Origin of the sequence: Paraburkholderia azotifigens, assembly GCF_007995085.1 — a bacterium.
GTDB lineage: Bacteria > Pseudomonadota > Gammaproteobacteria > Burkholderiales > Burkholderiaceae > Paraburkholderia > Paraburkholderia azotifigens.
The window spans coordinates 2,606,884-2,621,713 of record NZ_VOQS01000005.1 but is presented as its reverse complement, the minus strand read 5'-3'; the positions used below and the strand labels follow the sequence as shown (position 1 = coordinate 2,621,713).

16 protein-coding genes are annotated in these 14,830 nt (G+C 53.5%); 10 read left to right on the top strand and 6 right to left on the bottom strand.

Annotated elements, in window-relative coordinates:
- Nucleotides 1–206: 206 nt before the first annotated feature.
- Entirely contained in the window at nt 207–464 is a 258-nt protein-coding gene (locus FRZ40_RS43765; RefSeq protein WP_240057528.1) for a DUF3331 domain-containing protein, read from the bottom strand.
- Nucleotides 465–1,112: 648 nt separating this feature from the next.
- Here FRZ40_RS43765 and FRZ40_RS43760 point away from each other — a divergent pair.
- Complete coding sequence (locus FRZ40_RS43760) at nt 1,113–1,799, top strand: cytochrome b/b6 domain-containing protein (protein ID WP_147238434.1); 687 nt, start codon at nt 1,113–1,115, stop codon at nt 1,797–1,799.
- A 30-nt stretch (nt 1,800–1,829) separates the two neighbouring features.
- On the opposite strand, the gene FRZ40_RS43755 is transcribed toward FRZ40_RS43760, so the two are convergent.
- Complete coding sequence (locus FRZ40_RS43755) at nt 1,830–2,258, bottom strand: hypothetical protein (protein WP_147238433.1); 429 nt, start codon at nt 2,256–2,258, stop codon at nt 1,830–1,832.
- A 195-nt stretch (nt 2,259–2,453) separates the two neighbouring features.
- Here FRZ40_RS43755 and FRZ40_RS46435 point away from each other — a divergent pair, with 195 nt between their 5' ends.
- Nucleotides 2,454–2,702, top strand: coding sequence for a zinc ribbon domain-containing protein (locus FRZ40_RS46435; protein ID WP_420873929.1), 249 nt, complete (start codon nt 2,454–2,456; stop codon nt 2,700–2,702).
- Nucleotides 2,703–2,776: 74 nt separating this feature from the next.
- Here the strand turns inward: FRZ40_RS46435 and FRZ40_RS43745 are convergent, their stop codons facing one another.
- Nucleotides 2,777–3,787, bottom strand: coding sequence for a VTT domain-containing protein (locus tag FRZ40_RS43745; protein ID WP_147238432.1), 1,011 nt, complete (start codon nt 3,785–3,787; stop codon nt 2,777–2,779).
- 1,008 nt (nt 3,788–4,795) lie between these two features.
- On the opposite strand from FRZ40_RS43745, the gene FRZ40_RS43740 reads away from it, so the two are divergent.
- From FRZ40_RS43740 to FRZ40_RS43720, 5 genes are all read left to right on the top strand, one after another.
- Nucleotides 4,796–5,506, top strand: a complete 711-nt coding sequence (locus FRZ40_RS43740) for a TetR/AcrR family transcriptional regulator (RefSeq protein ID WP_147238431.1) — start codon at nt 4,796–4,798, stop codon at nt 5,504–5,506.
- Between the two features lie 32 nt (nt 5,507–5,538).
- Nucleotides 5,539–7,200, top strand: coding sequence for a sensor histidine kinase (locus FRZ40_RS43735; protein WP_158647089.1), 1,662 nt, complete (start codon nt 5,539–5,541; stop codon nt 7,198–7,200).
- A gap of 14 nt (nt 7,201–7,214) precedes the next feature.
- Entirely contained in the window at nt 7,215–7,880 is a 666-nt protein-coding gene (locus tag FRZ40_RS43730) for a response regulator transcription factor (protein ID WP_205019849.1), read from the top strand.
- Between the two features lie 110 nt (nt 7,881–7,990).
- Nucleotides 7,991–8,539, top strand: a complete 549-nt coding sequence (locus tag FRZ40_RS43725) for a carboxymuconolactone decarboxylase family protein (protein ID WP_147238429.1) — start codon at nt 7,991–7,993, stop codon at nt 8,537–8,539.
- 183 nt (nt 8,540–8,722) lie between these two features.
- Nucleotides 8,723–9,241 (top strand): hypothetical protein, encoded by a 519-nt coding sequence (locus FRZ40_RS43720; RefSeq protein WP_147238428.1) that lies wholly within the window; start codon nt 8,723–8,725, stop codon nt 9,239–9,241.
- Between the two features lie 75 nt (nt 9,242–9,316).
- Here the strand turns inward: FRZ40_RS43720 and FRZ40_RS43715 are convergent, their stop codons facing one another.
- The 3 genes from FRZ40_RS43715 to FRZ40_RS43705 form a co-directional block, all read right to left on the bottom strand.
- On the bottom strand, nt 9,317–9,913 hold the full coding sequence (locus FRZ40_RS43715; RefSeq protein ID WP_147238427.1) for a carboxymuconolactone decarboxylase family protein: 597 nt from the start codon (nt 9,911–9,913) through the stop codon (nt 9,317–9,319).
- Nucleotides 9,914–10,203: 290 nt separating this feature from the next.
- Nucleotides 10,204–10,794 carry a TetR/AcrR family transcriptional regulator gene (locus FRZ40_RS43710; protein ID WP_147238426.1) on the bottom strand — a complete coding sequence of 197 codons (591 nt, stop codon included), beginning with the start codon at nt 10,792–10,794 and terminating at the stop codon, nt 10,204–10,206.
- A 395-nt stretch (nt 10,795–11,189) separates the two neighbouring features.
- A complete protein-coding gene (locus FRZ40_RS43705) occupies nt 11,190–11,738 on the bottom strand; it encodes a carboxymuconolactone decarboxylase family protein (RefSeq protein ID WP_147238425.1) in 549 nt (182 codons plus the stop codon).
- Nucleotides 11,739–11,851: 113 nt separating this feature from the next.
- Between FRZ40_RS43705 and FRZ40_RS43700 the strand changes: the two genes are divergently transcribed.
- From FRZ40_RS43700 to FRZ40_RS46430, 3 genes are all read left to right on the top strand, one after another.
- Nucleotides 11,852–12,832, top strand: a complete 981-nt coding sequence (locus FRZ40_RS43700) for a LysR family transcriptional regulator (protein ID WP_147238424.1) — start codon at nt 11,852–11,854, stop codon at nt 12,830–12,832.
- A 201-nt stretch (nt 12,833–13,033) separates the two neighbouring features.
- On the top strand, nt 13,034–13,582 hold the full coding sequence (locus tag FRZ40_RS43695) for a carboxymuconolactone decarboxylase family protein (protein WP_158647088.1): 549 nt from the start codon (nt 13,034–13,036) through the stop codon (nt 13,580–13,582).
- A 704-nt stretch (nt 13,583–14,286) separates the two neighbouring features.
- Nucleotides 14,287–14,709, top strand: a complete 423-nt coding sequence (locus FRZ40_RS46430; RefSeq protein ID WP_147238422.1) for a DUF3331 domain-containing protein — start codon at nt 14,287–14,289, stop codon at nt 14,707–14,709.
- Nucleotides 14,710–14,830: the final 121 nt, after the last annotated feature.

Sequence of the window (14,830 nt, the reverse complement as noted above, 5' to 3'; positions counted from 1 at the left end):
CGAGTCTTTTATCTACTCTGCTCGAACGAGTGGCCGACATGTTCGCTCCGGTGCTCTATGATGTGGGACAGCCGCGCCGCAGCTTCGTGACTGGCTCATGCAGCCGCGGCGAAGGAAACGCCACCATCTATCACAAAAAATGCAGCTCTCTTTCCACCGCCAAAAGAAGACGCGTCGGAATTTTTAACAGTGCCCTGCCATCATCGTCACGAGCTCGACATGTCGACGCATGACGCGAGAATCATTCGATGACTGTTTGCGGGGGCCCGCGTCTCGCTCACCCATGGTCGGAAAACTGAATCCCCGATCTTGATCGGCATACCACTCAGTGCGCAGAATGATCGATCGTGTGCTAGACCCATCCTCCAGACCTGTTCGCCAAAATACCCGGTAGTCGAGTCGCTCCAGCAAACACTAAGCGTGACGGATGAAAGCCGTTCGATTATCGAAATCCTTGCCGGCAACAATTCTTTCTTCGGATTTTCCTTCGCCGCCTCACAGAGCAGGGTTTTCGTCAGACGAAGTTTCTTTTTTTAATATGGGCTACTTTTGCAGCCGGTGGCGGCGCTAAAAGGCACAGCAACGCTCTCTCAATAATGTCTTCGCGAGCTTCTAGAATCATTTGAACCTTCTTCGTTGGTCGACATCACAATTGTGAACTTTCACCATCCCGATTACACAACCGCTTTGCCTTCGGAGAGGCGAGCTTGACCGTGGTCTTCACATCCGGTGCGCGGCCCTAATTGAGCAGCCCAAGGTTGATGACCCTCCTAACGGGACTGGGAGGCAATGTTAGCGATGGAGAAGCTACGCTACAATATTCACTGCGTATCGTCAGCGCATCCGTTGGTATATTCGTCTTCGAATTCCGCCTAACCTATCCTGCATCTTGTCTCTAAAATTCCGGTAGGACTTTTGTTTCAGCATTGTGACGGCATGGATCGTGCCTTAAAACAATTATTCAAACCATCAAACACAGCAGATGCGACCCAATACCTGGGTATAGAACATCAATACCAAATATCTCCTGGCGTACTTATGAAAGGCGGGTCCCGAGACGTGTACACTCGCATCATAAAATCCTGCGATTGTATTGCCCAGAAGAGTAAATCTTGGATAAAGCATCAGACTCACTTCCCCCCGAAACTGACCGCATGCCTGTGCGGGTGTGGGACCTGTCAGTGAGAATCTTTCACTGGTCGATTGTCGGTCTCGTCATCGCGGCGTATGTGACATCTCGGTACAACTGGATGACTTGGCACGTTCGACTGGGGCAATTGACGCTTACCCTATTGATTTTCCGGATTCTGTTGGGTTTTTGGGGTAGCGAAACCGCGCGGTTCAGGCGGTTTCTCGTACACCCCTCGAGCGCATTGGTCTATGCGCGTCGCTTCTTTTCCCACGCTGGGGCGATGCACGTCGGACACACACCCGCTGGCGGATGGATGGTAATTGCGCTAATCCTGATACTGTCGATGCAGGTTTTGACGGGGCTATATGCCTACAACGACGTGGCCCAGGTAGGACCGCTTTTCGGCATCTTCTCCGGTGATACCTCAAATATGTTGGTATCTGCGCACGGGTTACTGTTCACGATCTTGGTGACGTTTGTCATTATCCACATAGTAGTTATTGCGCTGTACCGGATCGTGAAGGGACAAGATCTGGTTCGACCGATGACAACCGGTATACAACATCTACCACCCGGTTTTCAGAAGCCAAGGATGATCTGCGCAACTCGCGCATTGTCGCTATTTCTTTGTTCCATGGTCATTGCGACGCTGATCTCCCAGTTTTGACCCGAAGATCATTCGCGCAAGCTGCGTCCCTCAGGGCGGGGTTTGCGAAACACCTGCAAACGAATCTTGCTGGAACTCGGTTTCTGCTCTGGCGCGCACCGCACACTGCATATCTCCTTCAAAAGTAACCTGATTTCGCGGATACTTTCCTGCGACTTTCATCATTACATCGCCGTTAGAGATGTCGCCGTCCGACGTGTCACGACTTCCCTCGCACCTGGAATGCGGCAAACGGATATTCAATGGGAAGTTGCCGAACTGCCTCATCATCGTTGAGGCAGTTCGGCTCGTTGAGCGTTGGGTCGCCGCGCGCAAGCTGCAAAAACGGGTAACGAGGGCTTTAAGGCGGTACGGGAAGCGCACGGCTTCACGGGGTTTGCCGTTCACGCGTTCGCAGTCGCCCATAAGAATGCAGCCGGCTTCGCCGGGCAAGACCGGCTCGCTCGAAACCGAGAACATCGCCGCGCGGGTCTTTAAAGGCGCTTGAAGAGGTTCTGTTCGGGAACCGGGGCCGTCCACGGTTCAAGGGGGCGCGGCGTCAGCTGCACAGCCGCGAAGGAAAGAACAACAAGGCCATGCTGCGCTGGTATGCAGCCTGCATGCGCGTCGAGAAAGGCTCGTCCATCACGGTGAAGACGCCGAATATGTGCAAGGATGTTGCAGGGGCGTATGGTTCGAGATGTCAATGAGAAGTACTCAACCAAGATCTGCAGTTGCTGTGACAGGCGCACTTGCCAGAAGGGCCGGGAAGATCTCGGAATAAGAGAATGGGCTTGTCTGGAATGTGGCACGTATCATCATCGCGACATCAACGCGGCAGTGAACATTCTCGCGGCGCGACGTCGCCGTCTTGCAGAAGGAATCCCCGCCCTTTCCGCGCCAGGCGCGGCAGCCGAAGACTGAGGGCGGGGAGGACGTCAAGGCGAAGAGGATTCAGAATTGAAACACGCCAGCCGTTGCGTTAAAACAACCGGCCCTCATGATACGGATCGGGGATGAATCTTATCCACCGCTTCTCGCGTCGCCTCGTCAAGCAAGAGCGGTTCAAGGGCGAAGCCCGCAGCGCGCCAAGCTTCGAGTCCGCCGGCGAGCGGAAAGACACGGCTGTACCCTTTCGTCTTCATTTGCTCCGCCACCAATGCAGCACTCACTTCGTTTGGACAATCGCAGTAGACGACAAATCTCCCGTTTCTGTCGAATCCGTCGAGCTGTGTTACCGATGCACGATGGTCAAACACAATCGCACCCGGAATCCGCACGCGGTCGATCTCTCGCCTCAGCTCCCGCCGCGCATCTATGATGCAAGGTGGAGACTCTTCCGTCAGCAGCGCATCAAGCTGCACAGCGTCGACTCGAGGCATGCGCAAACGCCGGAGCAGCGACGCTCGGTGTCGCCATCGGATACCTATGTAAACAGCGAGAGAGATCGCGGCGATGATCGCGGTGCCAAAACCCAACCAGTCGAGGATGTTAAGAATCGGTTCTACCGTATCGGCAAACATCGCGCCGAGAGCTACCCCGACGGTCGCCCACAGTGCAGCCCCGACGGCATCGTAAAGGAGAAAATCGATGAGAGATACGCCCATCGCACCAGCCACCGGGACCGCGAGCGTAGAGAGGCCCGGAATGAACTTTGTTACGACAAGCACCCGAACACCGAACTTTTGAAAAAGCTCGCCGCTCTTGCTCACACAACTGTCTCGTGATATCGACATGCTGCATAGAAATCCCAGTACGCGGCTCCCATAACGTCGCCCCAGCCAAAACCACAACAAGTCGCCCACGAGGGCTGAACTCGTTGCAACGAGGGCAACATTCAACAGGGATAGTCTCGTCGACCAAACGTTCTCATAGCCGCCTACCAACGAGGTGATCACGCCGGTTAGTAAAAGCGTTGGCATCGCCGGCACTGGCAAACCAAGCGACTCAAGCAGTACGTTCAGAAAAACCAACGGCAAACCGTACTCAGCAATCAGTTCTCGAAGCATCGATTCGACTCACGGAAGAAAGCACATCACCTCCCCAGCACCGCTTCGGCTCGAACGCCTGATGCTGCCCCTTACCTCTTACGGGCCGTCTGCCTGTAAAAGTCCCGCACATATTGCACGCATATGCCGTCACCGGCGCTGCAATCAAGTCCCCCCCTATGTCTGCGTCGCTCTTTGTCGGTCACGACACCAGGGCAGAAAGCAGACGCGGAAAGTTGCTCTTTCGTAATCAGCACCGGCGGTCCGATGCGGCTACAGAAAGAGCCCTACCGCAACAGGTGCCGCGCGTTCGCCACTCGAAATAGTCGCACGAGATGTCGCCGTACGTTCCAGACTTCCAGGAAGACTCTCACAGCTCGAATAGGTCCACACCGTTACAGCGTAACGATGTGATTCGACTAACTTGACTTACATTACCCTCTACAATCCAGATTAACGGAATATTTTTGTGCGCACCCATAAAAGACGTCTAAGTAAGACATACCGAAGTATATCGTCGCATACGTATGCGACGCCGGTACAACCCGGGAACTTGTTAATATGGACAGTGAGCTTACCCGGCTGGAAACTGATATGCAGTGGGAGGAAATACCGAAGCTCATGTCGCAACTGTCAAACTGTCAATAGACCGTACTTAGTGTGTTGCATGGGTGGTAAATGACCATACTGAGCAGTTCACCGCATTGCAATACGCGTGTATGGCTTGGCGGATATATGGTTCGCGGCACCTAGCGATATTGGTTCAGTCGCTCCGACTCGATTCAAATGATTGCGTCATAGAAAGATCTATGCGACCTGGCGACCGATCAAAAAGATACGATACGGGCTTGGCGAGTCATTCGGCTTGAACGATATCCATACGGCGCCGCACAGCGGTTATCAAAGTTCCGCCAATGAAGCAAGGAGATCCGAACCAATCGAATTAGGCTTGAAAAATTACACTCGTCGACAGGGTTATCTTTTGCGGGCGCGGATCCGGGTTCCGAAACAGTTTAACTTGCGGAAATTATGCTAAGTCCACGAGAATTTAATAAGTTCGACGTCATCGACGCAGCCTTCAGTTATTTTGGAGAAGACAACTTCCTGGACGCGTCAATGCGCAAGCTTGCGCACTGTGCGGACATGAGTTGCGGAAGCCTCTATAACGCGTTCGCTGACAAGCGGTCATTGTTCCGCAGCACCCTCGTCCACAGCGTCGAGCGAAGTTTCGGGCGCGCAATAGTAGCGGAACCGGCCCAGCTCTCTCCGTTCAGCAAAATTGAGCTCTTCTTCGCACAAGCAGTTGACACGTACGTTCATCCGGCAAGGAGTGACGCCAGACTGCTACATACGGTCGGTTTCGAGGCAGAAAGCTTCGATACAGACTGTTCTGCGATTGTCTCGCAAACAATTAAGCCGATTGAGAGCTGTCTGACAGAGCGCGTGTATGCGGGCCGACTGCAGGAAGAAATTATCCGCACTCAACCATCGACGGAGCTCGGAAGCCCGCTCCTCACAACATTGCTCAGCATGCGCATCTTCTGCCGGTTAAGGGCGCAGCGCCGGCACCTTGAAAAGCGTTTGTCCGACGCTTCACCAATTGAAGAGTCCGAAGATCAGCTAACCCTGCAGACCCAAACAGTTTCACTGCATGCAACGCTCCAAGCGGGCAAGCGGCGGGAGCAGGCCTCCTCCCGTCACAAACAGAAACCCGAATTTTTCGTACTACAACAGGCATGATCGGTAATGGGCATCGCACGCAGCTACTGGAAATGGTCCAAGCTTCTCAACAACTTTCACGTGATACCAACGAAACGGAAGTCGTCGCGACTCTCCTGAAAAGCGCCATATCGATGGCGAAGGCGAACCGGGCTCGGCTCATCAGGAACGACGGAGGGAAGATGCTAGTCGAATGTGAAGCACGGCGCTCGCACCATGATGAAATCGTTGTCAGCCATGGCAGGCGACCCGTTGAGTCGGAGGGATTGTTCAGGAACGTCTTCGATACGGTTTCGGTGACCCATATGCCGGTTTTCCTGGGGACTAGCTCCTCTGAACGGACACAAGTCTGGGAAGATCGTCAACCCGACGGCATCGATAGCCCCATGTTGTGCGTGCCCTTGCTCGGTAGTGACGAGAGCAAGGAGATGCTCTGTCTCGACACGCACCGCGATACTCTACCGCTCGATTGGTCCGTCGTTTCCCATCTGAACATCCTCTCAGCGCAAGCCGCGGTGAAACGAGAAAATTTGCGGCTTCGTGCACGCATCGCTTTTGAGGATAGGACGATTGAAGAGGTCGAAGTAGCGCTGTGTGCAAACAAAAATGAGCTGGCCCACATGCAACGGATGAGTCACACGGGCAGCTGGAGGTGGCGCGCGGATACCGACCTGTTAGAAGCGTCCTCAGAGTTCTTCCGGATATATGAAATTCCGTGTGAACGACGTATCCATAGTGCCAAACTAATAAATCTGACCCACCCTGACGACCTCCCACTTGTGCGAATAGCGCTCGTGAACGCCATCGCCGCTCGGCGCGTCTTCAAACTCGAATTCAGGATTGTAGTCGGCTTTGGGGAAATCAAATATGTGCAAGTGGAAGGTCATCCGCAGACTGACGACACGGAAGATCTGCAATACATCGGGGTAACCGTTGACGTTACGGAACGACGTAATGCGGAGGATGCGTTACAAGCGGCGCGCGCGGAACTCGCGCGTGCCCATCGCCTCTCCACGATGGGCGAGATGGCAGCATCAATTGTCCACGAGGTTTACCAGCCACTCACGGGAATTATTACGAACGCGGAAGCCTGTCTTAGGTGGCTGTCGAAATCACCCGCAGAAACAGCTCGGGCACGCGATTCCGCTCGACGAGTGGCTCGAGACGCCCGTCGGGCTGCGGACGTATTCAGAGGGTTACGGGCTGTGGCGTCCAATTCGGGCATTACTAAGGTTCCTGTGGACCTCGACGATGCCATCAGGGAAGTCGCGTTTCTGCTGCAAGGCGAGCTTGACCGCGCCAACATCCGATTACGCCTGCAAACCGCTGTAGTCAAACCAGTACTCGGTGATCGCACACAGATTCAACAAGTTTTGGAAAATCTGCTACGCAATTCCATGGACGCTTTGCTACCCGTGGTCGGCACGCAAAAGTCTCTTATCGTGAACTCCACCTCGCACGACTCCATGTTCGCTATGGTGACCGTCCAAGACAATGGGTGCGGCTTCGGCGAACACTCGGCAGAGGAGCTTTTCGACGCACTCTTTACTACCAAACCCAATGGTATGGGCATGGGATTGAAAGTGTGCCGTTCCATCGTAGAGGCGCACGGAGGTCTGCTTCAAGCCGAACGATGCGAAGATGCAACCGTATTCCGGTTTACGTTGCCGTATTTAGACGGCACATCAGTGAATTATGTTCGGTCTCAATCTTAAACCAATAAGCGACTATGTCTTTTTCAGAATCGGAAGATCACGATATGGAATCGTCTCCCTTAGTTTATGTTATCGATGACGATATTTCGGTCAGAGAATCTGTCGCAGATCTTTTGGCGACCGTGGGCTTGGAGGTAAGGCTCTTTAGCTCAGCCACGGAAATGATTGAGGTATTGGCGAAGAACGCCGATAACGCGGCCGCGTTGCCGAGCTGCCTCATCCTCGATATTCGGATGCCAGGAATCGGGGGGCTTGAGGCACAAGAGCGCCTCGCCAAGTTCCAGGTCTACGTACCAATCGTCTTTATGACCGCACACGGTGATATCGCGATGACTGTGAAGGCGATGAAGTCGGGTGCCCACCACTTTCTGAGCAAGCCTTTTCGTGACCAGGATATGCTTGACGCGGTCCGTTCTGCGATGATTCATGACCGAATACGGCGCGAAAGCGAACGCGGCCGTCGAGAGTTGCGTGAACGATACGAGTCCTTGACCGCCCATGAGCGAAAGCTCCTGTCTATGGTCACAGGCGGTATGATGAACAAGCAGATAGCGGCGAAGTTAAATCTGAGCGAGATTACTATAAAAGTGCATCGCGGGCAGCTCATGCGTAAGATGAAAGCGAAGACGCTGGTTGAACTCGTCAAATTGGAAGCGCGCCTGCCAAAGTCGGATCGGTAAGCCATCTTTCGAGTAATTAATCGCCTCTCGAAATGACGCGTCTGTATCGATAATAGTGTCATCTATAATTTAACCTGTCGTCCTTGTTGGTTTTTAACCGGATAAGCTAAATGACCCGTATCGCAATCCCGACGTGCGACGAAATGCCTCTCGCCTCGAAACCGATGCTTGATGCGTTTAACAGACAATTCGGATTTACTCCAAACCAGTTTAGTATCATGTCTCTTGCCCCGGACGCGTTAATTGGCTGGACGGGCCTCCAGGGAGCACTCGCGAAGACATTAGATTCGCAGACAAGAGACGCGATCGCACTGGTTGTGTCGCAAGTAAATTCCTGCCGGTACTGCTTATCGGCATATACCTTCTGGGCGACTAATGCTACCAATCTCAGTCTAGAGGAAATCTCACTCAACCGGATGGGCACCTCCAGTGATTCGAAGAGGGGTGCCGCCATCCGCTTTGCGAAGAAAATACTGGAAACGCGCGGCAAAGTGACTGAATCAGATCTTGATATCGTGCGACAAGCCGGGTTCACGGACGCCAACCTTGTCGAAATCATTGCGCTTAGCGTGCAATTCCTATTTACCAATTTCATAAACAACGTATTCGACACACCTATCGACTTCCCAGTGGTTGTCATGGACCCGAAATCAGCATAGTTGATTATCGTGAACTACGCGCCGCAGCGTTCCCGGCCGTCTCGCTCATTTGTCACCGTTTTAGGTATTGATGTCCGTGGATATACTGAGGTATCTCGTGATTAACCTGGAAGATGATTGACGAAGCCGCAGTATTTTTGTTGAATCGCTGCATTGGGTTACATAGCGAGCATGAGGAGTGTGATGTACGATCCGGCCGAGATGATGGAAATATTTGCTATCTGTGTAGCATTAGCGGGCATCGCTTACCTTCGTCAAATACTACTTACGTCGACAAAGCGCACATCGGTACGGGGGGCGACGCTGGAATATTCAATTTACGGCGATCTAATCCTGCCAACCAACTTCCATGAGTGGGTTCATCTTCGTTTGACCGATGAACCAGTTCGTAACCTTGTCGGCCACTGCGTGGAAATGGGATATTCGGACGCCTACGTCGACCCCGTCGCGTATAAACATTTCCTGTGCAACAACACTCTTCCGGAAGGTATCATAGCCTTCAAGACAACTGGCGACAGTCACCCCATTATGAGTTCTGGGCTCGCGGATCGAAGCTGCAGACTTTGTTCCGACTCCTCAGCCATGGAATCGGCAAATGTGGCAGTCAAGGACAGTCTGCAATTCGGTGAAAATCCGGGATGGGGATTTTTTCGCCTAAATCAGACCGAGTTGGTCGATTCGCCACCAAAGCTTTCGATATAGGCCTGCGAAATCGACGAGGAAGATAGTTCTGAGCCCGTGTGTGTGCGGGAAGAGATATACACAACGAACGTCCCGTTAGTTTTCGTAGGAGGAGGCTGAACGCCAGGCGACGTTTAAGTCCCCATGCACAGCTTCCACACCCGAAAACTCCGGGAAATCAGACTGAATGTCAAATATATTGGCTAGAAGGTTGGTCAAAAACACCTGCGCGCACAGTGCGATGATCTCCACAATCTGTGCATCAGAATACCCTGCAGCGCGTATGTCGTTCAGGTCCTCCGTATTCACTTTCCCCCAGGATACTGAAACTTTCCGTGCGAACGTTATCGCTGATTCTGCATCGCGGTTCAGCGATCGGCCAACGCGGTTCAAGGCTATCTCTTGCGGGACGAGCTTAGCGAAATAGTGTGCGACGTACGAATGAGCACAAACACAATAGTCGCAGCCGTTAACTTCAGACACAGCTATCGCGATCCTTTCGCGGGTACGCACATCCAGTGCTCGTGAGAGCGCTACCTGCATCTCCATCAATCCGTTCAGCGAGTGCGGACTGATGGATAGGACCCGATAGAGAACAGGGACGAATCCAAAACGCCTGCTAACGAAGTGAAACAAAGGTTGCAGACTCGACGCAGCAGTTTCTTGATGACCAGGAATATCGATACGGGACATTTTGTTCCTCCGATTGCGCCGACCACGTGCAGCACCGGGTCCATCATAGTATTGCCTCAAAATTCTGATAAGCCAATGATTCTGAAAAGTGCAATTTCAAAACGTGAGAACCCCTCGTCCCGCTAGTTGCGGAAACCGGCAGCCCTCCCTTGGAGACGGTCCCGGCACACGACCGACCAACATTCACGGTCAAGCGTTATGTTTACCGAGTGCTGGCGGGATGGAGATGTGATTGAGCGCGCGAGGTCGGAGCAGGAAAGGCGCCGCCGCGAGCGGTTGACATACCATGCTCACGAGTCTCGGGGAGCAGACGAGATCACGGCATTAAGGAGTGCACTGGTAACCGATGTGGCTATCGTAAGGTTCATATGCATGTTGCGCATGACGGCAATCCCACGCGTAGTTGCGACAACAAGCTTTGCCGCTTCCTGCGCCGACATGAACAATTGCATACCGTCTCGCTCGACGCTAAGAGCTTCGCTTAACAGGTTCTCGAGCTCGACAAAAAACTCCACCAACGAATTCCGTAATCTCTGTGACGAGTCCGCTGATTCAGTGGTCAACCGGGTCGCGATGAAGGCAACGCACCGCGAGGTGTTATCAAGAGGTATGATCAATTCAAAAAAGGACTGCAGGCAAGCGCGCCTATCAGACTTCGTAAGAGCATGGCTAACCCGCTCGAAAAACCCGACAGCCACATAGTTGAATGCCCTAACGAAGAACTGTTCTTTGCTTCCGTAAGCGTTGTAGAGTGCGCTACGTCGCACCCCGGCCGCCTCAGCCAAATCGACCATAGTGGCTTCCTTGTACCCTCGGCGCTCCAATACCTCGATTGCAACGTTGAAAACAGCTTGCTCATCAAATCGTCTCTTTCCAGCCATCTGAGATCCTTACTGCAAACTTCTATTTACATACCGAATAAGTTGGCCGGCTCGCTCTTGCGCGCTGACAATCGTCCATCGACGTCCTGGTCTAGCTGCACCGCCCGAACCACTTCGCCCGTGCACGGCAGCCTTATTCGCGACACACATCGAGACTCGCCAACCTTATTATCCGGGCGTCCTCGAATCGTCGCAGTGTCGAACATCGAACATCATGAACAATCTCGAACGATTTCAGCACGCGCCGCCCGCTCTGTTAGCCGGGCTAACAGAAACGCCGCCCCCACCTGGAGAGTCATGCGTTCCAGACATTCACCAGTATTTGCACGCATCTTGCTAACCACTCACGGCCTAGGGCATATCACGGTATTAGATTCGCGCTCTGCGCAGATGCGTCACGCTGCCTTCGCATCAACATCCACTTCGGGAAAGTCAATTTTCGTGTCAAACACGTTGTTGATCAGGTTCGTGAAGATAAAATATGCGCTCGCCGCCACAATCTCGATGATTTGTGCGTCGCCAAATCCAGCACCCCGGATCATTTTCAACTCACTGTCTACGACGTTTCCCCGGGTCTCGACCAATTTCCGGACGAACATCACGAGCGCCATTGACTTTGTGTCGGTGGAATCACCCCACCGGTTTCGCAACATTTCGTCCGGGCTCAGTTTTCCGAGGTTCATGCCGAGATACGTATGGAGGGACAGGCAATATTTGCATTCATTGACCTGCGATACCGCCAAAGCAATGCGCGCGAGGGTTCGCGCGTCAAATGCTCTGGATACTGCCGCGCTGAGTTGTGTCATCCCTGTGAGGGCGTCAGGGCTTATGGAGGTAGCCCGGAAGAGCGCTGGTACGAACCGCAGCTGTCTCGCGACGGCATTCAACATTTCCTGCGACTCCGTTGGCGCGTCGTCGCGATCTGGAATCGTGACTCTGGGCATGTGTTTCTCCTGTTGACCATCCACTACTAATTTTAAAGGAATGCTAATAGCGCGCGCGTTGGTTGCTAATCGTGTATTTTTGATATGTTTTATCTCACCAAATGAGAGGATAGATGGATCGCTTCGAGGCAATGTCGTTCTTTGTTACCGCGGTGGATCTCGGCAGCTTCTCTGCCGCAGCCCGCAAACTCGGCACTCCCTTGCCGACCGTAAGCCGCAAGGTCGCAGAGCTTGAACAGCATCTGAACGCACGATTGCTCGTTCGCTCTACACGGAAGCTGACGCCAACGGAGGCTGGCGAGGCATATTTGAATGCTTGCAGGACCATCCTCGATCAGGTCGGCGACGCTGAAAGGAACGCGTCGGGTGAATATTCAACCCCCCGCGGCGACATGGTCGTCACAGCGCCCGTCGTTTTCGGCCGCCTGCATCTCTTGCCAGTCGTTAACGATTTCCTCGCTGCGTTCCCGGAAATTCGCATCAAACTCATCCTGTCGGATCGAAGTCTGCACTTGATTGACGACAGAATTGACATTGCACTGCGTATAGGTCATTTGCCGGACAGCTCGCTCGTAGCGGCACACGTCGGTACGGTATGTCGAGTCTTCTGCGGAAGTCCCGCCTACTTCGCCGGCGCTGGCAAGCCCAAGAAGCCGGAAGATCTGGCAGAACATTCCTGCGTAACCTTCGAGGCACTGGCGTCGGGGGCAACGTGGACCTTCGCATCTAATCAAGGCCAGCGACCAGATCGCCAGGTCGGCATTCGTCCTCGACTCTCCGTAAACACGGCTGAAGCTGCGATCGACGCTGCCCTTGCTGGTGTCGGCGTAACACATGTTCTTTGCTATCAGATCGCCCGCGCGGTCGAAGCTGGTTTGCTAACACTTGTCCTCAGGGATTTCGAGCCGGAACCGATGCCCGTCAGCATCGTGCACGCTGGGCAGAAGATGCAGCCAATCAAGATCCGAAGATTCATCGAATTTTGCGTCCCAAGACTGCGCAACGCATTGAATGATGATAAAGACAGACTTATGGTTGACGGCTCGCGTCGCGAGGAGCAACACCCGTTGAGGCATCAAGTAACCGCATTTTAAAACAGCTTAACTAAAACCTGCAAATACCGAAAGCTGCGCGATGGTGGCCCAATCCATGCTCGAAAGGATCAAGAGAGTCAGCAGCTCCTCCTCACCCTCTCGATTTTCGAGACAGTACATATCACATGCGGCGGGTTATCGATGCCTGTTGAGCAGGATACGATTCCTCCGATCAAAACCACGCGTTTGACTGGAGAATACATGGCCGACAATGCTAGTCCATCCCGCACGCAAATCCCGGCGGATTCGCACGCCACCCTCGACAGCTTCGAGAAGCTTTTTGGGTTCGTTCCGAACATTTTTGCGGTGATGGCCCAGAGCCCGCACGCTTTAGCGGCGTTCAAGAGCCTGCAGATTCCACTGGAGAGAACGCTCGATGCAGCTATGCGCGATCGTATCGCACTCGCCGTTTCGGAAATGAATAGTTGTGACTACATGGTCCGTGCTCACACCTATATCGGGGCCCAATTCAGCAAGCTTGATGTCACCGAACTCGAGATGAACCGTTACGGTAGGTCCAGTGATCCAAAGATCGATGTGGCTCTGCAGTTCGCGAAGAAGGTCGCTGAGACACGCGGAAAGGTGAAGGGAAGCGACCTGCAAGAAGTCCGCGATGCAGGGTGGACGGATGCTCAGGTTATCGAGATCATCGCGCGGGTTTCGCAATTTCTGTATGCCAATTTCGTAGGCAATGTCTTCGATATCGAGATTGATTTCCCCGCGCTGGAAGCCATCGCAGACGAAGCCTAGCGCATAGGCTGCATGCTTCGTCTGACGTTAACCCCTAACCCAATGACGTCGGTTGATGTAAGGCGTACCGACGGGCCTCAACTCCTCTCGATCGGCGCGGCGTAATGATCGACCCGGCAAGGCTTTGGCGCAAGCCCCGAAGCCTCAGGGCGGAGCATGCGCAACCTTCTCGAACGAGATCCGGTGTAATCATCATGCGCGACCGTCATAGGCCGAGCAGGCTCTTAACCATGTTGCGCTGGATTGGTCCCTTCTCGAAGGTTTCAGACGTCACTCGCGCATCGGAAGAAGACGCAATTTCGGAATACGGTGCGTTAGCCGTACTCCAGTGAACGCGTCATTCGATCTGCGGCTTTCTTTTCCGGGCACAGAGATAGACCACAATAAAGCCACGCCACCTCTAGCTGCAAGTGGACAAAGATCCGCGCCGACCCGCATCGCTCAACCGTCTCCGGTGCAGACGAATCGTTCGATATCCTTTGGCGTCGAACTTCTATACCGATGCATGTTTGTTTCGCGCATTAGCGCCGCGTACCATTTTTACATCGGCGTCGCACTCGTTCGTCACGAAACATCTGTGGTTGATAGATATCCATATCACCCACCCGTGCGATTGCGGACCCCTACTACACGGATTGGCGCTCGGGCTCCACCGCCATCTCACTTTGCCCGCCGCCAAACCCTGAGATTCCCGGAGACTAGACATGGAAGCATCGGCTACAACGTCCAAAGTCGCACCATGGAAGAGCATCGTGCGATCGCTCGCTCAATCAGATTCTCAACCGCTGCAAAGAGTTCTATCGACAGATCTGATGACATCAACGGGAACCTCAGTATCGGACGATATGCATTTGCGCCACGCGACAGTCAGCATCCTCGAGCGGGCCTCCCAATGCACCGTGATCGTATCTTGGCGCGACCCAACGCGATGCAGTTACAGTTTCCAGCTTTGGCGCCGTTTCGACGCAACCAGACCGGGAATTTGCTCTCTCAGCGGCATCGTAATCAACGCCGGGGACAGCATATACAAGCCTCTCTCGAAGCCACGACCAATCAACCCGTCCGCAATGATGCTTGCGACAGAAGTCGAAAGCCGTCTCACCCATGAACCTCTTGAAGATTGTTGAAAGATGCACATCGAAAGCAAGCCCGGTCCTCTTCTTGTTACGAGTGTATGCCGTAGGCGAATGGCCCGCCTCCCGTTATGCAGTAACAAAAAGATTGACTTGGACTTTCGCTGAAAATATA